Raw genomic sequence first — 21,490 nt, 5'->3', positions numbered from 1 at the left:
GAAATTTTAATTTTCTTTTATTACTGTTTATGAATAGCCTAATAGGCTATTCACAAGCGGTAGAAAAACCAGTTATAGGGGTGAGTCAATTTACTTCTGAAGTTAACTCTAAATATTCAGGCGCAGTTGCAGAGAAAGTGGTTCAGATCGTTACAAACTCAAGACGTTTTACGGTTGTCGACAGAACAAGTTATGCAAAAGTGAAAGATGAATTGGAATTACAAAAATCTGAAGCTTTTCTTGATAGTAAGAATACTGTAAAACAAGATGCTACATTAGCAGCCGAAAATTTAATTATAGGAAATATATTGAAGATGAGCGTTTACGCCATGAAAAATACAGACGGAAGCGTAAATGGTTATAAATCAAGTGTTGCTTTTACTTTAAAAGTAAACGAAGTAGAATCAGGAAGAACAACAGAAGCCGAAAGCTTTCAGACCGATGTTAGTCCGCTAATGTTATCACCTGAAAGTGCTGTAAACGAAGCTTTAAAATCTATAGAGCCTAAATTGAGCGCGTATTTTATTAAAACCTTTCCATTAACGACTAAGATCAGTAAAGTCCTTACTACAAAAAAAGAATCAGCAGCTACTGTTTTAATTAGTGGTGGTAAAGAATTTGGATTTAAAGAAGGGGATAAATTAATCGTTGAAAAAAACGAATTAATTGATGGTAAACCTTATCCGTCGCAAATTGGAGAATTAAAAGTGGTGAAAATTGCCGGAAGTGATTTCTCTGAATGTACGGTTTCTGACGGTGGAAAAGAAATTTTAGCAAGATTTAATGCTGCAGAAAAATTGACGTGTAAACTAATTGTAAAATAACAGAGTATGTTGCTACAAAAAAAAATAGGGGCTTTAATTATTCTGGTTTTACTTTCGGTAAATTATAGCTTTGGCCAAAAAAAGCTTCAAACGCCTCAGGTTAATTATGTTTCAGGAAATGCTGGAACCATAACTATGCGAGCAATTGGTAGTGGCAAAAAGCAGCAGGATGCTATTAGCGAAGCCGAAAAAAATGCGATCAATGTATTGCTTTTTAGAGGTCTTCCGGAATCAGAGCAAAAAAGTGCTTTAATTGGAAGTAATGAATCAGAAGAAATCGAAAAGCACAAAGAATATTTTGATCAGTTCTATGCTCAAAAAAGATATAAAACTTTCATTATGTCGAGTATTCCTGTGGGAGATTTTGCCAAACAAAATGGTGGTGCAAAGAGTCAGGCTTTAGATGTTAAAGTGAATCTGATTGCATTGCGTACAGATCTTGAACAAAACAACATAATCCGCAAGTTTGGATTTTAAAAGAAAATTTATGAAACATAAATATATACATTACATTGTTTTATTTGTAACGTTCTGCGTTACAAATTTTGCATTTAGTCAAAACGCTGCAACAAATAGCGGCGGACAAGTTGCAACAGTTCAGCCTAAGATAATGGTAATTCCTTACACAAGAGAAGGAGAAGATTTGAGAACTGTTCTGGAAGAAGATCCAAATAAAAGAATTGCAATAACAAAAATCAAAGAAGGTTTTGATAGCAGAGGTTTTACAACTGTAGATTTTATTGCAAAATTAAAAGCAGCAAAAGACAATCATGTTTTTACTTCAGATAATCAAACTGATATAAAAGCTCAAATTGTTCAAATGTCAGGAGCTGATGTTTATGTGCAGGCAGAAGTTATAATCGATCAGTCGGGTTCAGGAAATTCAGTAAAATTAATTTTGACAGGTTACGAAGCTTCAACCGGAAATTCATTGGCCAATAAAGTTGGAGAAAGCGGAAGATTTTATACTGAAGATTACAATAAATTAGCTTCGAAAGCTGTTGAAAGTTGTATTCAGGATTTCTTAAATGTAATGCAAACTAAATTTACAGATATTGTAAACAATGGTAAGTCTGTAATTGTTGATATTAGTTTTGATGCAGGTTCTCAGCATAATATGACTTCAGAAATTGGTTCAGATGGTTTACCATTATCAGATCAGATCGAAGCCTGGATGGAAAAAAATGCTTTTAAAAACAATTATCACATTCAGGGAACTACAGATTTAAAAATGATTCTTGATGATGTCAAAATTCCATTAAAAGATCAGGCTACGGGTAATAATTACAACCCAAATAAATTTGCTCTTGAACTTTTTAAATTCTTTAAAGGATTAGGTTTACAACCGGCAAAAGATATTAAAAGCAGTACTATTTACATCACCATCAAATAAATAGAGATGAAAAATATTTTAGTTTTATTAATGTTCTCATTTTTTTCATTGTTATCCAGAGCGCAGGCAAGTAAAGATATCGGTAAAATTTCTCTATCTGTAGTTGTTCCTGAATACATGGAGGATCTAACAGACTCTCAGCTTTCTAAATTAGATACAAAAATTTCTCAAATCGTTACTGCTTCAGGCTTATCAGATTCTGGTTATAGCAATAATTTTGTTATTTATCCAAAATTTGCGATCAATGAAACCAGCGTTGTCGAAGGCGGAATGCAGAATATAACGGTTGTTAATATAGAATTAAGTTTATTTGTAAAACAAGTAGACAGTAATATTTTGTTTTCGACAATTAGTAAAGCAATTAAAGGCAGTGGAAGCAGTAAAGAGCTGGCTATTACAAATGCAATTACTAAAATAGCGACAAATGATCCGGCCTACAAGAAATTTATTGATGAAAGTAAAACGAAGATTTTTAAGTATTACGAAACAAAATGCGCAGATCTTCTTAAAAAATCTGACGGATATGTAAAAATGCAGCAATACGAAGAAGCTTTAGGTTTGCTAATGTCGATTCCTGATGCTGTAAGTTGCTATAGCCAGGTTCAGGTAAAAGCAATTGAAGCTTATAAAGGCTATCAGAAAAAGAATTGTGCTAAACAAATGCAATTGGCCAGGACTACAATTGCTACAAACGATTATGTTGGAGCATTGAATATTTTATCTGAAATTGATCCTTCTTCGCCTTGTTTTAAAGAATCGCAGACTATTGCAAAAACTGTAGAAACAAAAGTAAATGCAGAAGAGAAAAAGCAGTGGGATTTCCAGATGAAACAATACAATGACGAAGTAAGTCTTGAAAAGCAAAGAGTAAACGCTATTAAAGATATTGCAGTTTCGTATTATAAGAGTCAAACATCAGATATTAATTATACAGTAATTGTAAAATAGAAAATCTGTAATTGATTCAATTGAGTTTTTTATAAAATAAGACATAAAAAAAAGCATCAGCCACGCTGATGCTTTTTCTTTAATGCAAAAAAGACAAATTAACGGCGAAAAGCTGGGCTTTGGTTTACCGTTTCGTCAAGCTTAGCTGCTTTTACTTTTTTAGTTGCAACTTTAATTTCGTGCTTAACAACTTTGCTGTTTTCTTTTACTTCTAATACATAAGTTCCAGCAGGAAAACCTTCTAAACTTATAGTTTTTGAAATCTCTAATTTGTCTGCAGCAGAATCTCCTGTGTAAACTAAATTATTATTTTCATCAAAAATAGAGAAAATTGATTTTTCAACGGTGTTGATAGCAAAACTAACCACTTTTCCGTTTCCGGTTCTTATATTCAAAATATAATCACCTTTTCCATCAATTGCATAAGTAAAAATCGTTGTTAAAAATAAGGCAACAACTAAGCCCATTTTGGTAAATTTTGTCATGTCTTTTTTAATTGTTTATTACTATTTTGTGGAACGCCCAAAACTACAAATTGAAATTTAATTTTATGCAAAAAAATCACTTTTTTATGTGTGTAAATTGCTGAATTAAAGATGTTTCTGTGTTTTATCCGAACTATGTACGTAATTACTGGGCTTGTGGATGTTTTGTGAAGTGTTTTTTTAATGGCGTAAAAATCAGTCTTTTGAAATTATTAAGAATAATTTTCCAAAAAAATGAAGTTTAAACAAAGTCATTAAAAAAGGGGTATAAAAAAACGGCTCAAGAACGTCAGAAGAGGTGTTTTTTGAGCACAATTATTTTAAATTTTTAGATTATTTAACCAAAAGGTTTTTTCTGGATTGCACATAATTTTACCGCAAAGCTCGCAAAGTTTTTTTATTAAGGATTATGCATATTAAACGCAATCCCGATAGCTATCGGGAGCAAAGCTTTGTATTGATAAAGTTTTTTTCTGGATTGTACATAATTTTACCGCAAAGTTCTCAAAGGTTTTTTTATTAAGGATTATACATATTAAACGCAATCCCGATAGCTATCGGGAGCAAAGCTTTGTATTGATGAAAGTTTTGGTCTGGCTTGTGTGTCTTAACCGCAAAGTGCGCGAAGGTTTTTTTTATGAAGGATTATGCATATTAATCGCAAAGTTCGCAAAGCTTTGTATTGACAAAGCTTTGCGAACTTTACGTTTGCTAAGCGCGAACCAAAACAAGAACCTTTGCGCGCTTTGCGGTAAAAAAGACGTTTCGCGGTAAAAAAAAATTGCGGTAAAAAAACTTACACAGTTAAACTCATTTAAGTATAAAGCAAAAAAAACAGCCCAATAACCACAAAGAGCTGTTTCTAAAACTATTCAGTTTTTAAACTTTACTAACTATCTAACCTCATTTTTATACTTTATGAGAGTATAAAACTTTTTTAGCGTACTGCTACGCCTGAATTGTTTGCAGAGAAACCTGCTTTGTAAACTGATGAAACTGCTTTTTTTGATAAAACTGTAGCATCGTCAGTTATTGTAATTTCGTGTCTCACTTTTTTTACATTATCTTCAACTTCTAAAAAATAAGTTCCTTGTGGAAATTCTTCTAAGTTAAAACTTCTCAAAATTCCATCTTTTCCTGAAGCTGATTCAGAATAAATTAGAATACCATCTTTGTCGTAAATTGCTAAACTGGCTTTTTTTAACTGATTAAGAGCAAACGTAATCACTTTGCCATTCGTTTTTATTACGTGAAGATTAAAATCTTCATTCCCGTCGATTGCATAAGTACTCATTCCTGTGAAAAGTACAGCACATACTAAACTTAATTTTAAAATCTTTTTCATGGTATTTAGTTTTTAAATTAATAGTTCTAATTCTCTGATGCTAAATTACTTATGGAATCAATATATTCTCACAACTCTATTTGCCAATTTCGATGCTATATTCTCATTTACGAAACCGTTATAGGTTAAAATTTGAATTATATTTATCGTATTTGTTAATTCGGTTATTATTTTTCAATGTTTTGTTTGAATTAAGAGAAAGTAAAATTATCTGTATTTCTTACAAAATTGGATTGCGATATTTAACTGAAATGCGTTTTTTTTACCGCAAAGGCGCAAAGGTTTTTTTATTATGAATTACACATATTAAACGCAAAGTTCGCAAAGCTTTGTGTTGATGAAATATTTGTTTAGACTTGTGTGTCTTAACCGCAAAGCGCGCAAGGGTTTTTTTATATGTGTTGTCTTATACAAACGCAAAGTTCGCAAAGCTTTGTGTTGATAAAGCTTTGCGAGCTTTGCGTTTGCTAAACGTGATACAGGATAAAAACCTTTGCGTCTTTGCGGTAAAATAATGATTACAATAACCACAAAGCAGATACTGATAAAGCTTTGCGAACTTTGTGTTTGCTAAACGTGATACAGGATAAAAACCTTTGCGGTAAAATAATGATCACAATAACCACAAAGCATATATTGATAAAGCTTTGCGAACTTTGCGTTTGCTAAACGCGATACAGGATAAAAACCTTTGCGCCTTTGCGGTAAAATAATGATCACAATAACCACAAAGCAGATATTGATAAAGCTTTGCGAACTTTGCGTTTGCTAAACGCGATACAGGATAAAAACCTTTGCGAACTTTGCGGTAAAATAATGATCATAATAACCACAAAGCAGATATTGATAAAGCTTTACGAACTTTGTGTTTGCTGAACACGATACAGGAGAAAAATCTTTGCGCGCTTTGCGGTAAAAAGGCGCTTGCAGTAAAAAAAATCTTTCCAACAAAAAAGTTTAAAAAAGTAAAGAGCAAAAAAAAACAGCTCAATAACCACAAAGAGCTGTTTCTAAAACTATACAGTTTTTAAACTTTACTAACTATCTAACCTCATTTTTATACTGTATGCGAGTATAAACTTTTCTAGCGTACTGCTACGCTTGTTTTGTCTGCAGAGGAACCTGCTTTATAAACTGATGAAATTGCTTTTGATGATAAAACCGAAGTTTCATCAGTAATTGTAATTTCGTGTCTTACTTTTTTTGCATTGTCTTCAACTTCTAAGAAATAAGTTCCTGCTGGAAATTCTTCTAAGCTGAAGGTTCTTAAGATTCCGTCTTTTCCTGAAGCTGATTCAGAATAAAGCACAGTACCATCTTTATCGTAAATTGTCAAGTTTGCTTTTTTAATCTGATTCATCGCAAACGTGATTACTTTTCCGTTATTCTTTAATACGTGAAGATTAAAATCATTACCTCCGTTATCATTACCATCAATTGCATAAGAACTAATTCCTGTAAAAAGCACTGCAAATACTAAACTAAATTTTAAGATCTTTTTCATAACTATCGTTGTTTAAATTTTACTTCTAATTTTCTGATGCTAAATTACCTCGGATGTTATTATTTTTTCACAACTGTATTTTCCTATTTCGATGCTATATTCTCATTTACGAAAGCGTTATAGGTTAAAATTTGAATTATTTTTTATGTTTTAGTTAATTCAGTTGTTATTATTTAACCTTTTCAAATTTATTAACATTTTTTGAATTATCCAATATTCTTACAAAAATTACTAGATTTTTATAAAACGGCTTTTAAAATGAGATATATTGAAAAAATCAAGGATAAAAATACGGGTCTTGAAAAAATAACTTAATAATCGTGTTTTGTGATTTTATTTTGTAATCTATTTTCGTGCAATATTCTCAGTTACGAAACCGATATAGGTTAAATTTTAAGTTATTGTTGGTGTTTTTGTTAAATTTGCTATTATTTTTTAAAGATATTATCATGAAGACAATCGCCCCAGCTCTTGAAGTGATATCAAACTCCTACGGAAGTTCTTTTACCTACACTAAACACGCCGAAAAGACCAATAGTAAAGCCCATTTATGGCATTACCATCCGGAGATTGAATTGGTTTTTATAAACGGTGGAGCAGGGAAGAGACAAATAGGAAGCCATGTTTCTTATTATACCAATGGGGATTTGATCTTGATAGGTGCTAATTTGCCACATTGTGGCTTTACGAACGAAAAAACGGGAAACACAAACGAAACCGTTATTCATATTAAACCGGAGTTTTTGGGAAATGATTTTTTTATCGCCCCAGAAATGAGAAAGGTTCAAAACCTCTTTAGTCAGTCTAAAGGCGGAATTGCTTTTGGCGGTGAAACCAAAAAACGTATTGGCGAGAAAATCGAAATGATGGAAAACCAACTTCCGTTTGAACGATTACTGACGCTTTTGAGTATTCTGGACGAATTAGATTCATCTAATGATTATACGGTTCTAAATGCCGATGGTTTTTCATTAGAATTGCAAACACAGGATAGTGATAGAATCAATGTAGTTTTTAATTATGTGAAAGATCATTTTCAGGAATCAATTGCTATAGATGAAGTTTCGCGTTTGGTGAGTATGACAACGCCTTCTTTTTGTCGTTATTTCAAAAAGATTTCAAATAAAACTTTTACCGAATTTGTAAATGAATACCGATTGGTTCATGCCTCAAAACTTTTGGCTGAGAAACCAATGAGTATAAATGAGGTTTGTTACGAAAGTGGTTTTAATAATTTCAGTCACTTTAGTAAATCGTTCAAACAATATACAGGTAAAAGCGCTTCGCAATACCGTTTGGAACACAAGATTATAATTAGTTAAAGTGATTGCCCACGAGTTTTACGGATTTAACTGGTTGTCGCTGATTTTTTTTCTTTTTTTGCCACGAATTTCACCAATTTTCACTAATTCAATTTGTGATAATTTGTGTAATTGCTTTATCGATTCCTTTCGGTCGGGTCGTGGTAAAAAAACAAACCAGTGAAAATCTGTTCCATCCGTAAAACCCGTGGGCAAAAAAATATCCGTTACACATTAGTGTAGATTCGTGCAATTCGTGGCGAAAAACAAACCCGCGAAAACCCGTTCCATCAGTAAAACCCGCGGGCAAAAAAATATCACAAATTCATAATCCGAGCAGCAAAAAACTGGTCGGATTTTTCATATAATTAATTTGGAAAAAGGCTATATTTACAACCCTTAATCGAAAATTATAAATATGAAAAACTTTAAGATCCTTGTATTTACGGTTCTTTTGTGCGTTTCTTCCTTGAGTTATGCAGCAAAAGTAGATACTTTACAAGTTGCCAGTACAGCAATGAGCAAAACCTACAAAGCTGCTGTTGTGTTGCCAAATTCGTATGCTAAAAGCAAAACAACATATCCGGTTATGTATTTATTGCATGGTGCTTACGGGCATTTTAGCGACTGGTTAAAAAATACACCCAATAAAAAACTAGTTCAAAATCTATCAGATCAATACAATATTATTATTGTAATGCCTGAAGGCGAAACGTTTAGTTTTTATTTGGATAGTCCTGTAAATAAAGGAAGTCAGTTTGAGACTTTTATTACGCAGGAAGTAATTCAGAAAGTAGATAAAACATATCGAACCATAAGCAATAGAAGTGGAAGAGTTATTACAGGACTTTCGATGGGAGGTCATGGCGCTTTGTATTTATCGGCCAAACATCCTGATTTGTTTTGTGCTGCCGGAAGTATGAGCGGCGCGGTTGATATGAGCGTAATGCTTAATAGAGATTCCTCGGCTCAGGTGGTGAAATTAATGCAGCCGGTTTTTGGAGATAAAAGCGATAGCTCAGAAATGTATGCACAATATGCGGTTATGAATATGCTCGATAAAATTAAAGCTAACAAATTACCACTAATTATAGATTGTGGAGTTGATGACTTTTTAATAGAACCCAACAGAGAATTACACCGAAGATTGGTTTATAACAAAGTAGAACACGATTATACAGAACGTCCCGGAGCTCATACCTGGGATTACTGGGAGAATTCATTACCATATCATGTGTTATTTTTTAATAAAATATTGCTTAAAAATCAGTTAGTTGTAAAAAAATAACGGAAAAATTCAACGTTAACTGCGTAAAATATTTTTTTTGGTTTGATTTTTGGAATATCTTTATATATAAAATTTCTAAAAATTAATAAATACCACAAATATCATGAAAAAGATACTTACACTTTTTGCAGTCGTTGGACTAATTGCGTTTTCTAGTTGTGAAGGACCAGAAGGGCCACAAGGGCCTCCGGGAGATCAAGTATTGGCTCCAGTTATTGAGCGAGAAGTAGATTTTAACCCTACTGGATACTCTGTAGTAATTCCTTTTAGTGCACAGATCTACCCATATGATGTTGTTTTAGTTTATCATCTGTATGAAATTAATAATGGAAATAAAGTTTGGAGATTAATGCCTCAAACATATTATATGAGTGATGGCGGGGCATTAGATTTTAATTACGATTTTACGGTAAATGATGTGAGTATTTGGCTTGCGGCGGATTTTCCATTAAATACATTGTCTTCTGATTGGACTCAAAATCAAGTATTTAGAATTGTTATTGTTCCTGGTGAAAAACTTGGAACTGGTAAATCTGTTAATAAAGCAGATTACTCAGATTATAATGCAGTTATCAAAAAATATAATATTGATGATAGTAATGTTAAAAGTGTGAAATTGTAATCAATTTGCATTAAACTAAAAAAAAGGAGATCGTAAGATCTCCTTTTTTTTATGATTAATATTTAATTGCTTTTAATAAATGTAAATTTTTCATTGTATCCACCACTTCTGTTGTTTACAGTATTGCTTTCGATATTTATAAAATAAGTTCCAGGGGTTAGATCTGAAACATTTACAGTTATCAAATTAGGATTTATTATTGAGAAATTAGAAGGTACTGGAACTCCTAAAATATTTACAATAGTAATGTGAATATTATCGAAGTTACTGATTCCATATGTTCTTGGGTTTGTATTTGTGTTTTCAATATTTAAAATTGATGTCGCAGGATTTGGATAAATTTTAATTAAGGAAGGTGAAGTGGAAGTGTCTCCGTATGAAGGGGTTAGTCTTACTTCGTTGCTGTAAGATATTTCTCCACCATTATAGTAACTAGTTTGTGCTATTCGTCTATAGTTGTATGTTGGAATTTGCGTTGTGCTAATTCTTCCGTTAGTAACAGTAATTGATTGTAAAGCTTCAGGCTGGTAATCCTTTGATGTTGCTCCTTTAATGTTTGTCCAATTTCCAATAGGATTTTGACGATCATTAGTTACTTGATTTTGCCACTGATACAATAATGATTGATTTTTACTAGAAATAGCATCTGAGCCTATAATTAAAGTAGGTTTTTCAGTTTCATTTTCTGATAATATTTTTAATGCTTGATCGCAACAAATAGTATTATTGTTTCTGATGGTTCTAATGACAATCTTTAAAGCATTGCTCGCACTTCTTATATTTTGGTAGATCGCAATTCGTCTTACTAAATAAAAGTTATCCTTTAAAGTGCTTACATCTGGAAGTGTATTTATACTTAATGAAATTTGATTTTCGTTTGGTATTGAAATCCAGTCATTCGCTCCTTCTGAAGGGCCACTTTTTTTGCTATATTCCCATTCGTATTTTTCGATATTTGCTGAAATATCACCTCTTTTTGGAGTATAATAGGGATCTTGTAATTTACTTAAATTTATAGAAGATATTTGTCCTATTATATCTTTGGGATTCGTGTTCATAATTTCTGCAAATCCATCTCCGTCAACAGAAGCATTAATTGAAATTTCATTTGATATCATCGGCGACGGAACCACAGTAATAGTTACCGCGTTACTTTTATTTGGATATTGACTATCGTAGTTATATGCAATACCTCTTGTAACTGTAAATTTACCTAGTTCTGTCATATGGTCAATATTTAAAGTGCTGCGATCATTACTAATAAATCTAACACTACCAAGTCCATTCGCTGTCCATGACGATTTGATGCCATAAGCCATATTTTGATAAGGATTTAGATAGGTTGTGCCAGTTATAGGTGCTGGTTTTTCTCCTAATCTAACGGTTTGGTTACAACATAAAGTATTTGGAATCTTTGTTGGGTTTGGAGCATCTGCAGGAGGATTCACAGTAGTTCCTGAGGTCATTGTTGGGTTTTTTATTACAGAAAGATAAGAGCTTTTAAATGCTGCTGCAGATGCGCTGTTGCTGTTTTTGTATTCAGCATAAATGAAACCGCCGGAAGTTTGAAAATCTCCCCAGCTTAAGTTTATAGTAAAGCTTCGAGTGGCGACTTTCCCGCCACCAAAATATAATGCTCCTCCGTTTCCTCCAGTAGCAATATTTGCTCCTAATGCGACAGAGTTGAGATAATAAATCGTTATAGTGCCTTGGTCTCCAATTGCGGCGCCAGCAGGAATTTCTACTTTAACACTTAACGAAATAGTAGAGTAAGGTACAGAAGCCAGGTTAATTGGTCCGGCGTTGACATTGGATCCATTTACAGCTGTTGGTGTAATTGTAACTTTTTGTGCAAATGAAAGTGTAGTGAATAAGAAGAGGAAAAAGAGATAGATGTAATTTTGTCTCATGATAAAGGCTTTTAAAATATTTATAATGGGATAAACATACTTATAAATAACGTATAATCTTATTTTAAATAGTTAAAATATAGAAATTATCTTATATTTTAACTATCTTGTTAATTTTGAATTTATTAAGAGCGCAAAAAAAAAGGAGATCATGATGATCTCCTTTTTATATGTATAAATTTTAGAAAAATTATTCATTATCTGAATCTGTAAGTGTTTTTTCTTCTCCAAATTTTAGAGAAACCAAAATTCCTACTAAAAGGGAAAGTGCAATAAATCCTAAAGAAGCCCATTCCGGAACGTGAATAAAATCATGAAGAATCATTTTCAATCCTACGAAAGCCAAAATAGCGACTAAACTATATTCTAAGAAACTGAATTTTGCCAGCATATTCGCCAGGAAGAAATACATAGAACGTAAACCTAAAATGGCAAAAATATTAGAACTAAATACCAAAAACGGATCTGATGTAATAGCTAGAATTGCCGGAACACTGTCTACTGCAAAAAGAACATCCATAACTTCGATAACAATCAAAGCTACAAATAAAGGAGTCGCTGCTTTTTTTGCCGTTTTTGTACTGATGAAAAATTTCTCTCCATCCATTTCTGATGTAATCGGAATGATTTTTCCAAGTGTTTTGTATACAAAAGAATCTTTTGGCTGAAAATCATCATCTTCACCAGAAAATAACATTTTTAAAGCCGTGAAAATTAAGAATGCACCAAATAAATAAGTGGTCCATGTAAATTTATTAATCAACATTACTCCAAAGAAAATCATTAATCCACGGAAGATTACAGCTCCCAGGATTCCCCAGAATAAAACGCGGTGTTGGTATTTTTGTGGTATTTTGAAAGAAGCAAAAATAATTGCAATTACAAAGATATTATCAACGCTTAAAGATAGTTCAATCAAATAACCGGTGATAAACTTCATAGAAGCTAGGGCTGGTTTTAGATTATCTGGATTTTCGATATAATCTGTAGTATAAAGCCAGTAGATTACGCCAGAAAACAGAAAGGATAATGTGACCCAAATCAAGGTCCATTTACTTGCTTCTTTGGTACTAATAATATGAGGAGTTTTATTAAAAACACCTAAGTCCAAAGCAAGGATAAAAACTACTGCTAATAAAAACAAAATCCAGACTATCATGATACTTTTTTTAAATGATCTACAAAGATAGTTTTTGAAGTTTAACTTAAAAATTTATTAGTATAAATAACCTTAAAATTTATGGTTTGTCACATTGGGCGAGGTCGAAATGTAAACCTAACAGGTTTTAAAAACCTGTTAGGTTTGATGTTGATGTGACCTTTGTCAAAGTTCTAAACTTTGACAAAGGTTTGTGATCAAAGTTATTCTGCATATTTTTTGTCATTTCGACCGAAGGGAGAAATCACACTAGAAACTCCGCAATCAAAATCGCCAATCTTTGTCGAGTTACTTGCGAAGATTTCTCCTCTGTCGAAATGACAAGATTGAGGTATATTTAGATTACGCAAACCTTTGTCAAAGTTTTAAACTTTGACAAAGGTATCGATGGTACAATTTGACGGAAGAGAAATACCAAACTAAACGAAAATATTGTTATGAAAACGATTGCCCTAGCCCCGATAGAAGTGGAAATCCTTTTGTTCCGGGGTTCGGAACAAAAGATTGTAACGGATAGCGGGATTAGCTCCTGAAAAAAAAATATAGATATCGAAATAACAAAATTACGGCAAAAAAAAAGTGCCATCGATAAAATGGCACTTTTTAAAATATAATTTAGGCTTAGAATTATAGCGCTGATTTAACAGTTTTGATAATTCTTGCAGCGATTTTGTATGGATCACCGTTTGAAGCTGGTCTTCTGTCTTCAAGATATCCTTTCCATCCTTTTTGAACAGTATATAAAGGGATTCTGATTGACGCTCCTCTATCAGATACTCCATAAGAGAAATCGTGGATAGAAGCAGTTTCGTGTTTACCAGTTAAACGTTGTTCGTTATAAGCTCCGTAAACCGCAATGTGTTCTTGAACAACAGGACGGAAAGCTTCACAGATTTTTTCGTAAGTTTCTTTAGAACCACATGTTCTTAATACTTCGTTAGAGAAGTTAGCGTGCATTCCAGAACCATTCCAGTCAGTATCTCCTAGTGGTTTTGGGTGATATTCGATATAGTAACCATATTTTTCAGTCAAACGATCTAATAAGTAACGAGCAACCCAAATTTCGTCTCCGGCTTTTTTAGCACCTTTAGCAAATAATTGGAATTCCCATTGTCCGCAAGCAACCTCTTGGTTAATACCTTCAAAGTTAAGTCCTGCAGCGATACATAAGTCAGCATGCTCTTCTACTAATTTTCTTCCATGAGTGTTTTTTCCACCTACAGAGCAGTAGTACATACCTTGTGGAGCAGGATATCCTCCAACAGGGAAACCTAATGGCAATAAAGTTTTAGTATCCATGATGAAATACTCTTGTTCGAAACCAAACCAAAAATCATCATTATCATCATCAATTGTAGCTCTACCGTTAGAAGGGTGTGGAGTTCCGTCAGCATACATAACTTCTGACATTACAATATATCCATTGATACGAGTTGGATCAGGGTAAATTGCAACAGGAACCAATAGACAGTCTGAAGATCCACCTTCGGCTTGTTTTGTTGACGAACCATCAAATGACCAGTTTCCAAGTTCTTCTAATGTTCCTTTGAAATTTTCGTGTTCTTCAACTTTAGTTTTACTTCTAAGATTTTGAGTTGGTTCATATCCATCTAACCAAATGTACTCTAACTTAATTTTAGCCATAATAATATAAATTAATTTTTTTGTTTTTTTCGTTGGGTCAAATATAGATTTATTTTTTTAGTCCCGAAAATTAGGGGGCTATTTTGTTTAGTGGAGTATAATTTTTTAGAGAAGCGCAATTTTGTTAGGGGTATATTTTATAAAAAGCAATTTTTAACACCTTTAAAAAATAAATTCGTAATAATTACGGTAGATTTTTGAATTTCTCGGTTAAGAAATTATGAAAAAATGTTTATTTAATGAATAATACTGAGGTCTTTTGTTATATTTCTACAGTTACGATTCATTATTCTTTGTAAAAAGCTTCTTCTATTGAAAAATCGTCGCCTATTTTTCTGAAATTTATCTTTTAAACAGGTCTTTTTATTGTTTATATTTGTTCCTCTTTTTTTAATGAAAACTATTACGAATTTTTAAACTTATATACATGTCAACATTACGTTTCCAAGCTTTACAAGAAGCTTCTACAAGAAAGCCGGTACATTTTGAAGAAATAGATAGAAAATCTAACATTTTTGGTTCAAATGTGTTTAATGAAAAAGCAATGAAGCAATTCCTGACTTCTGATGCTTTAAAAGGAGTTAGAGATGCAATTCAGCACGGAACTAAAATAGACAGAAAACTGGCAGATTATATCGCCATGGGAATGAAAGAATGGGCTTTATCAAAAGGTGTTACACATTATACACACTGGTTTCAGCCTCTTACAGGAACAACTGCAGAGAAACATGATGCTTTTTTTGAAACTTCTTATGATGGAAGCGATCCTGTAGAAAAATTTGGCGGAGCACAATTAGTACAACAAGAACCGGACGCATCAAGTTTCCCGAATGGCGGAATCAGAAATACATTCGAAGCAAGAGGTTACACGGCTTGGGATCCAACTTCTCCAGCCTTTATATATGGAACAACTTTATGTATTCCAACTGTTTTTATTGCATATACAGGAGAAGCTTTAGATAATAAAATTCCGTTATTAAGAGCTTTGTCAGTTATGGATGAAGCTGCGACAGAAGTTTGTAAATATTTCGATAAAAATGTAAAAAAAGTTACTGCGACTTTAGGTTGGGAACAAGAATACTTTTTGATCGATAAAGCATTAGCAAATTCGCGTCCGGATTTAATGATGACGGGAAGAACTTTATTAGGGCACACTTCTGCAAAAGGACAACAATTAGACGATCATTATTTTGGATCTATTCCAACGCGTGCTTTAACGTATATGAGAGATTTAGAACAAGAATGTATGTTATTGGGAATTCCGGTAAAAACACGTCATAATGAGGTTGCGCCAAATCAGTTTGAGTTAGCGCCAATTTTTGAAGAAACAAATCTTGCCGTAGATCACAACTCCTTATTAATGGATGTTATGCAAAGAGTTGCTGAGCGTCATGATTTTAAAGTTTTATTTCACGAAAAACCATTCAAAGGAGTAAACGGATCAGGAAAACACAATAACTGGTCATTGGCAACAGATACAGGAGTTAATTTATTGAGTCCGAGTAAAACGCCAATGAGCAATTTGCAATTTCTTACCTTCTTTATTAATACTATAAAAGCGGTTAACGATTACGAAACTTTATTAAGAGCTTCGATTGCAACAGCAAGTAACGATCACAGGTTAGGAGCAAACGAAGCGCCGCCGGCAATTATCTCTGTATTTATAGGAGCACAATTGACAAAAGTTTTATCTGAATTGGAAAGCGTTACAACAGGAAAATTATCTCCGGAAGAAAAAACAGATTTAAAACTAAATGTAGTTGGTAAAATTCCAGACGTACTTCTTGACAATACAGACAGAAACAGAACATCGCCATTTGCCTTTACAGGAAATAAATTTGAGTTTAGAGCCGTTGGTTCAAATGCAAACTGCTCGAATGCAATGACAACCTTGAATGCAATTGTGGCTAAACAATTAAGAGATTTCAAAACAGAAGTTGATTCATTGATCGAGTCGAAAGACATGAAAAAAGACGATGCAATTTTTAATGTTCTGAGAGAATACATCAAACAATCTAAAAAAATACTTTTTGAAGGTGACGGATATAGCGAAGCTTGGGAAAAAGAAGCTGCGAAAAGAGGTTTAAGCAACTTTAAAACCACTCCGGAAGCTATAAAAGCCAAAGTATCGAAACAATCGTTAGATTTATTTTCGGAATTAGGAATTTTAAATCATGTTGAAGCTGAAGCACGTTATGAAATAGAATTGGAAGAATACACTAAAAAGATTCAGATTGAAGGAAGAGTTTTAGGAGATATTGCAAGAAATCATGTGATTCCAACAGCTATTCGTTACCAAAATACTTTAATCGAAAATGTAAAAGGATTAAAAGAAATCTTCGGAAAAGAATTTGAAACCATTGCAAAAGAGCAAATCGTTTTAATCAAAGAAATTTCGGGACATATTGAGGGAATAAATTCTAAAGTATTGGCAATGACAAATGAAAGAAAAAAAGCAAATCAATTAACCGACGCTCAAAAAATGGCAGAAACATATTGCAATAAAGTAAAACCATATTTTGAAGATATTAGAAACCATTGCGACAAATTAGAATTATTAGTAGACGACGAAAGTTGGACTTTAACTAAATACAGAGAATTGTTGTTTACAAAATAACAATTACAAAACATTGCTATAAAGCCCGTCTTAAAAAGATGGGCTTTTTTTGTGATTATGTTAAAATAAAGCTTAAAGAAGTTTTAATTTAACAAATGTTTTAGGGTAATTGTAAATAAATTGTAATATGTAGCCTATTTCGTATGAATGTTTTTTCGGATTGCAGTAGTTCATCGAGATAGTTTTACCTTTCATCGAAAAGTAGTTAAGCTCTTGTAAAATAGCTGTTTGTACTTTATTTTGATTTCGAGAAGTTTTCTAATTTTGGCTCTGCGAAAGAGAAAAAGAAACTTTAATGTTTCATTTTCAAATGACATTTTTGGAAGCTTGATTTTCCCCAATCATACTGACCTACATAATAACTTGTATTAATAACCAATTAAATATATTTATTATGAAAAAAGTAATTTTAAGTATCTCCGCGATGCTTTTTGTTGGTGCAATTGGAAGCGCACAAATTCTACCAGGAACTATTGCTCCAAACTCAAGTTATGTGAACCAGACAGGCTCTAGTCAGGATGCTTATGTTCATCAAATTGGAACTGCTCAAAGTTCTAGTGTAAAACAAATGGATTGGGATAATACTTCACAAGTTTATCAAGGTGTAAATCCATCTCAAATGACAATTCTTGGTATTAACATTTCTCATGACAACTTAGCAGAAGTAGTACAAGATGGAGAACAAAACAATGCTTTTATCTCTCAAAACAACTGGAGAAATAAAGCTTACCAAACTCAGGTTGGGGACAAAAATGAGGCAACTATCTGGCAAGATGAAACAAATGTTTCTTATGGTCTTTTTACAGGTAACTTAAAAGGAGAAGATAAAGCAACGCAAACACAAACCGGAAAACACAACAAAGCAACAATTGACCAGGGAACAAGCGGAAATACATTGCCAACTGCGGCTGTATTTACAGGTATGGCTCCTTTGACAACTGCAATTCCGGCTTCTCCTCATGGAAAAAACAAAGCAACTCAAACACAAACAGGAAGCTATGGTGAAGCTTATGCAAGCCAAGGAGGTTTGAACAACGAATCAAATCAAACTCAAACTAGTGGAGCTTTTGCTACTGCTGCTTCTAAAAACGTTTCTAACCACTTCCAATTTGGAGATAACAACTTAGCTAACTCTAATCAAACTGGTTACAGAAATATTGAAAATGTACTGCAAGAAGGTAATGGAAACCAATCTTATGGAACACAAACTGCTGCATCATTCTTTTCTACAGGAAATGTAAGTGTTGTGTTGCAACAAGGAAATGCCAATTTATCTAATGTGATTCAAAGTAATTAATGTAATGATACTGAAAATATTTAAACATAACAGCTAAATTCTATTTAGCTGTTATGTTTTAAAATCATAGAAAAATGAAAACTAGCTTTTTATATATTTTTCTTTTATCACTTTTTTCTGTGTCAGTCATAGGACAACAAAAAGAAGATGCCTCAGGATTTAAGCCTTATAGTTCTTCTGTGTTTGATTCTAAAGATACAGCTTTAAGCATAGTATCATCAATTAATAAAAAAAACACAGATCAATTACAGTTACAACAAGTGCAGCAATTTTCGCAAGGCGTAATAATTCAGCAAATAGGCGATTACAATAGAGCCAGAGCAGAAGTTGATGCCTCAAAAATTGATGTTTCGGTTTTTCAAAAAGGAGATTTCAATGAGCTATCATTAGTTAAAGATGCTAAAACAATATCTCAGAATATCGTCCAACAAGGAAAAAACAATAGTATTTCAGATTATTCCTTTCGAACAAATCTTGACATAAAAACAGAGATGATTCAAAACGGGAACGATCAAAAAATACAAAGTTATGGCTCAAATTCTATTTCAAAAGATATGAAAATTACACAAACCGGAAATGGAGCTTCAGTCATTATATTAAACAAATTAAACTAAAAGAAATGCAAGTTTTATTCAGATACATACTCTTGGGTTTTTTGTTTTTTAGTTCTGTTTTGATCGGACAGGTTTCGGTTCCTCAAAATCAGATAAAAGCAAAAATAGACATCGAGAAAATAGAAGATAACTTTAAAATCACGGGAACGGCAGAAAACCTTACCGATGTTCTTAAAAGTGCTTCTTATAGATTATCTGTAATAAAAAATAATGATAAAAGTAATAATCAGTCTAATAACTCCCAAGTGGGAATTTTTACACTAGAACCAAATGAAGTTAAAAAATTGTCAACCACACAAATAAATGTGAGTACAGACGATGAGGTTATTGTGTTACTATTATTCTATGACGAAAACAAAGAAATAGTAGCAAAAGACAGAGTGGTTCTGGGTGAAGAAAAAAAAAAGATGATGTAATAATTATGCCCGTTGACGGATTTGAGTTAAGAGGTATCGTAACAGATGATACGAAGACCAAAATGGGAAAAGATTTTTACGATAAGTATTATTACAAATACAATGACATTGGAATAAATGCAAAAAAAATAGTTGTTATAACTGAAGAATATAGTTTTGGAAGAAATACAAAAATAACTGTCTGGATAGACAATGAAGTTATTTATGATTTTTTAGTGCGACCGGACGATGAATTTTTAGAAGCTGTAGCTCAGGAATCAATCAATGCGACTATTTATTATTTGAAAGATTTAGAAAAACAACGCAAATATTTCACTCAGTATTAATTTTATTATTAAGGTCATGAAATTTATTTTAAGCCTCGTATTATTCATTCTGTTTTCACCCTTTATCAGATCACAAGCGTTGGTTTACAAGCCTGTAAATCCAGCTTTTGGAGGTGATACTTTTAATTATCAGTGGCTCTTAAGCAGCGCTGACTCTCAAAATAAATTAAAAGATAAAACAGCAGTCACACCACAAAAAACAGATCTGGAGCAATTTAAAGCAAGTTTGAATGCCCAGTTATTAAGTCAGATCTCAAGCTCACTTTATAAACAGCAATTTGGAACAGATGGTCTGTCTGTAGGTTCGTACACTTTTGGAAGTTATTCAGTCGATATATTCCCTTCGTCCCAAGGTTTATCGGTCAACATTTTAGATACAACTACAGGAGAACAGACACAAGTAATCATTCCAAATAAATAAAATGAGAAATCACTATTTATTGCTGTTATTTGTTTTTTTATTTTCGGGTTGCGGTGCTTTTTACAATCAGCCAACCGGAGTAGAAAAAGCAGTTCTGGGCGAAAGCACACCAGCAACTTCTCTATTAAAAGAACTTCCAAAACCAAAAGAACAAATTGTAGTTGGAGTTTATAAATTTAGAGATCAGACAGGACAATATAAACCTCAGGAAAACGGAAGCAATTTTAGTACCGCCGTAACTCAGGGCGCAACTTCGATATTGCTAAAAGCGCTGGAAGATTCTAAATGGTTTATACCAATCGAACGCGAAAATATTGGAAACTTATTGCAGGAACGAAACCTTATTCGATCTACAAGACAAGAATATTCGAAAAATCCAAACCCAAATGAACCGCAATTAACACCATTGTTATACGCAGGAGTTTTGTTAGAAGGAGGAATTATCTCCTATGATTCTAATATTATTACGGGTGGTTTTGGAGCACGATATTTTGGCACAGGTGGTTCTGTAAAATACCGTCAGGATCGTGTAACGGTTTATTTGAGAATGGTTTCAACCTCAAACGGAAAAATTTTAAAATCAGTTTATGTTTCAAAAACAATCTTGTCACAAGCAATAGACGAAAGTTTGTTTAAATATGTAAGTTTTAAAAGACTCTTAGAAGTAGAAACAGGATATACCACAAACGAACCTGTTCATATGGCGGTTACCGAAGCTATCGAGAAAGCGGTTCAGTCATTAGTTTTAGAAGGAATTCAGGACAATATCTGGCAAGCAGATGCAACGCCATCAGAATTGAAGATCGCCATGAACAAATATGAAACCGAGAACGAAGTCGCAGACCGTACCGCATTATATGGGAGAGATTTAGAGCCAAGACGTTCTAAGTTTGCTATCGAAATTTCAGGCGGAACTTCACTTATTGATGGCGATTATGTAAATCCGGTTTTAAAACCAATGGGGCGTGGCGCTTTAAAATGGTTTATTACACCCGGTCTTAATATAAGTGCTTCTACAAATGCAGTTTTGCTTGCCAATAAAGATTTACTCGACGTAGGATATCTCACTTATGATCTAAATATGGAACTTTTACTGCTGCCAAGAGATAAATTTAGTCCTTATATATATGGAGGCGCCGGATTTGGAATGAACAAGAAGTTTGAAAACACACATTCAAAAGTACAATTTGGTGCAGGAGTAGAATATCTCGTATCGAATGCCGTCGGAATTAAATTATTTGGAGAATGTGATGTCAATTTTAGTGACAATCTCGATTATATCGTGGCAGGAGTCCGAGATGATTATTACTATAAATTCGGACTGGGATTGACGTATTATTTTCCGGGACATAAAAATAAGAGTAAAAAATAGCATT

General features: G+C 33.0%; 20 protein-coding genes. 14 read left to right on the top strand and 6 right to left on the bottom strand.

The window, feature by feature from the left end; translation table 11 throughout:
- The first annotated feature begins 29 nt into the window (after positions 1 to 29).
- The 4 genes from C8C83_RS00775 to C8C83_RS00760 are packed head-to-tail and all read left to right on the top strand — an operon-like array spanning position 30 to position 3,165.
- Positions 30 to 824, top strand: coding sequence for a hypothetical protein (locus C8C83_RS00775; protein ID WP_207903537.1), 795 nt, complete (start codon positions 30 to 32; stop codon positions 822 to 824).
- 6 nt (positions 825 to 830) lie between these two features.
- Complete coding sequence (locus tag C8C83_RS00770) at positions 831 to 1,301, top strand: hypothetical protein (protein WP_121325991.1); 471 nt, start codon at positions 831 to 833, stop codon at positions 1,299 to 1,301.
- Between the two features lie 10 nt (positions 1,302 to 1,311).
- Positions 1,312 to 2,217 carry a DUF6175 family protein gene (locus C8C83_RS00765; RefSeq protein WP_233565971.1) on the top strand — a complete coding sequence of 302 codons (906 nt, stop codon included), beginning with the start codon at positions 1,312 to 1,314 and terminating at the stop codon, positions 2,215 to 2,217.
- A 6-nt stretch (positions 2,218 to 2,223) separates the two neighbouring features.
- Positions 2,224 to 3,165, top strand: a complete 942-nt coding sequence (locus C8C83_RS00760) for a hypothetical protein (RefSeq protein WP_121325990.1) — start codon at positions 2,224 to 2,226, stop codon at positions 3,163 to 3,165.
- A gap of 98 nt (positions 3,166 to 3,263) precedes the next feature.
- Here the strand turns inward: C8C83_RS00760 and C8C83_RS00755 are convergent, their stop codons facing one another.
- The 3 genes from C8C83_RS00755 to C8C83_RS00745 form a co-directional block, all read right to left on the bottom strand.
- Positions 3,264 to 3,650: a secretion protein gene (locus C8C83_RS00755; RefSeq protein WP_121325989.1), complete on the bottom strand. Its 387-nt coding sequence runs from the start codon at positions 3,648 to 3,650 to the stop codon at positions 3,264 to 3,266.
- Positions 3,651 to 4,587: 937 nt separating this feature from the next.
- Positions 4,588 to 4,995, bottom strand: coding sequence for a secretion protein (locus C8C83_RS00750; protein ID WP_121325988.1), 408 nt, complete (start codon positions 4,993 to 4,995; stop codon positions 4,588 to 4,590).
- Positions 4,996 to 6,079: 1,084 nt separating this feature from the next.
- Entirely contained in the window at positions 6,080 to 6,499 is a 420-nt protein-coding gene (locus C8C83_RS00745) for a DUF3244 domain-containing protein (protein ID WP_121325987.1), read from the bottom strand.
- Positions 6,500 to 6,948: 449 nt separating this feature from the next.
- On the opposite strand from C8C83_RS00745, the gene C8C83_RS00740 reads away from it, so the two are divergent.
- The 3 genes from C8C83_RS00740 (at position 6,949) to C8C83_RS00730 (ending at position 9,710) form a co-directional block, all read left to right on the top strand.
- Entirely contained in the window at positions 6,949 to 7,821 is an 873-nt protein-coding gene (locus tag C8C83_RS00740) for an AraC family transcriptional regulator (protein ID WP_121325986.1), read from the top strand.
- 397 nt (positions 7,822 to 8,218) lie between these two features.
- Complete coding sequence (locus C8C83_RS00735; RefSeq protein WP_121325984.1) at positions 8,219 to 9,088, top strand: alpha/beta hydrolase family protein; 870 nt, start codon at positions 8,219 to 8,221, stop codon at positions 9,086 to 9,088.
- A 103-nt stretch (positions 9,089 to 9,191) separates the two neighbouring features.
- Positions 9,192 to 9,710: a hypothetical protein gene (locus C8C83_RS00730; protein ID WP_121325983.1), complete on the top strand. Its 519-nt coding sequence runs from the start codon at positions 9,192 to 9,194 to the stop codon at positions 9,708 to 9,710.
- Between the two features lie 62 nt (positions 9,711 to 9,772).
- On the opposite strand, the gene C8C83_RS00725 is transcribed toward C8C83_RS00730, so the two are convergent.
- The 3 genes from C8C83_RS00725 to C8C83_RS00715 all read right to left on the bottom strand — a co-directional run bounded on the left by C8C83_RS00725 (position 9,773) and on the right by C8C83_RS00715 (position 14,423).
- Entirely contained in the window at positions 9,773 to 11,620 is a 1,848-nt protein-coding gene (locus C8C83_RS00725) for a T9SS type A sorting domain-containing protein (RefSeq protein WP_121325982.1), read from the bottom strand.
- Positions 11,621 to 11,810: 190 nt separating this feature from the next.
- Complete coding sequence (locus C8C83_RS00720; protein ID WP_121325981.1) at positions 11,811 to 12,779, bottom strand: TerC family protein; 969 nt, start codon at positions 12,777 to 12,779, stop codon at positions 11,811 to 11,813.
- A 627-nt stretch (positions 12,780 to 13,406) separates the two neighbouring features.
- Positions 13,407 to 14,423, bottom strand: coding sequence for a glutamine synthetase beta-grasp domain-containing protein (locus C8C83_RS00715; RefSeq protein ID WP_121325980.1), 1,017 nt, complete (start codon positions 14,421 to 14,423; stop codon positions 13,407 to 13,409).
- Positions 14,424 to 14,850: 427 nt separating this feature from the next.
- Between C8C83_RS00715 and C8C83_RS00710 the strand changes: the two genes are divergently transcribed.
- The 7 genes from C8C83_RS00710 (at position 14,851) to C8C83_RS00680 (ending at position 21,486) form a co-directional block, all read left to right on the top strand.
- Positions 14,851 to 17,040, top strand: a complete 2,190-nt coding sequence (locus C8C83_RS00710) for a glutamine synthetase III (protein WP_132011619.1) — start codon at positions 14,851 to 14,853, stop codon at positions 17,038 to 17,040.
- 394 nt (positions 17,041 to 17,434) lie between these two features.
- Positions 17,435 to 18,337: a hypothetical protein gene (locus C8C83_RS00705; RefSeq protein ID WP_121325979.1), complete on the top strand. Its 903-nt coding sequence runs from the start codon at positions 17,435 to 17,437 to the stop codon at positions 18,335 to 18,337.
- 74 nt (positions 18,338 to 18,411) lie between these two features.
- Entirely contained in the window at positions 18,412 to 18,951 is a 540-nt protein-coding gene (locus tag C8C83_RS00700) for a hypothetical protein (RefSeq protein ID WP_121325978.1), read from the top strand.
- Positions 18,952 to 18,956: 5 nt separating this feature from the next.
- Complete coding sequence (gene csgH / locus C8C83_RS00695; protein WP_121325977.1) at positions 18,957 to 19,367, top strand: curli-like amyloid fiber formation chaperone CsgH; 411 nt, start codon at positions 18,957 to 18,959, stop codon at positions 19,365 to 19,367.
- Between the two features lie 5 nt (positions 19,368 to 19,372).
- Positions 19,373 to 19,693 (top strand): CsgE family curli-type amyloid fiber assembly protein, encoded by a 321-nt coding sequence (locus C8C83_RS00690; RefSeq protein ID WP_099711450.1) that lies wholly within the window; start codon positions 19,373 to 19,375, stop codon positions 19,691 to 19,693.
- Between the two features lie 16 nt (positions 19,694 to 19,709).
- Positions 19,710 to 20,114: a curli production assembly/transport component CsgF gene (locus C8C83_RS00685; protein WP_121325976.1), complete on the top strand. Its 405-nt coding sequence runs from the start codon at positions 19,710 to 19,712 to the stop codon at positions 20,112 to 20,114.
- Between the two features lies 1 nt (position 20,115).
- Complete coding sequence (locus C8C83_RS00680; RefSeq protein ID WP_121325975.1) at positions 20,116 to 21,486, top strand: CsgG/HfaB family protein; 1,371 nt, start codon at positions 20,116 to 20,118, stop codon at positions 21,484 to 21,486.
- Positions 21,487 to 21,490: the final 4 nt, after the last annotated feature.

The sequence above is a fragment of the Flavobacterium sp. 90 genome (assembly GCF_004339525.1).
In the GTDB taxonomy this organism is placed as follows: domain Bacteria; phylum Bacteroidota; class Bacteroidia; order Flavobacteriales; family Flavobacteriaceae; genus Flavobacterium.
Note: the sequence above shows the minus strand (reverse complement) of the source record. Positions and strands in the feature narration are given on the sequence as shown.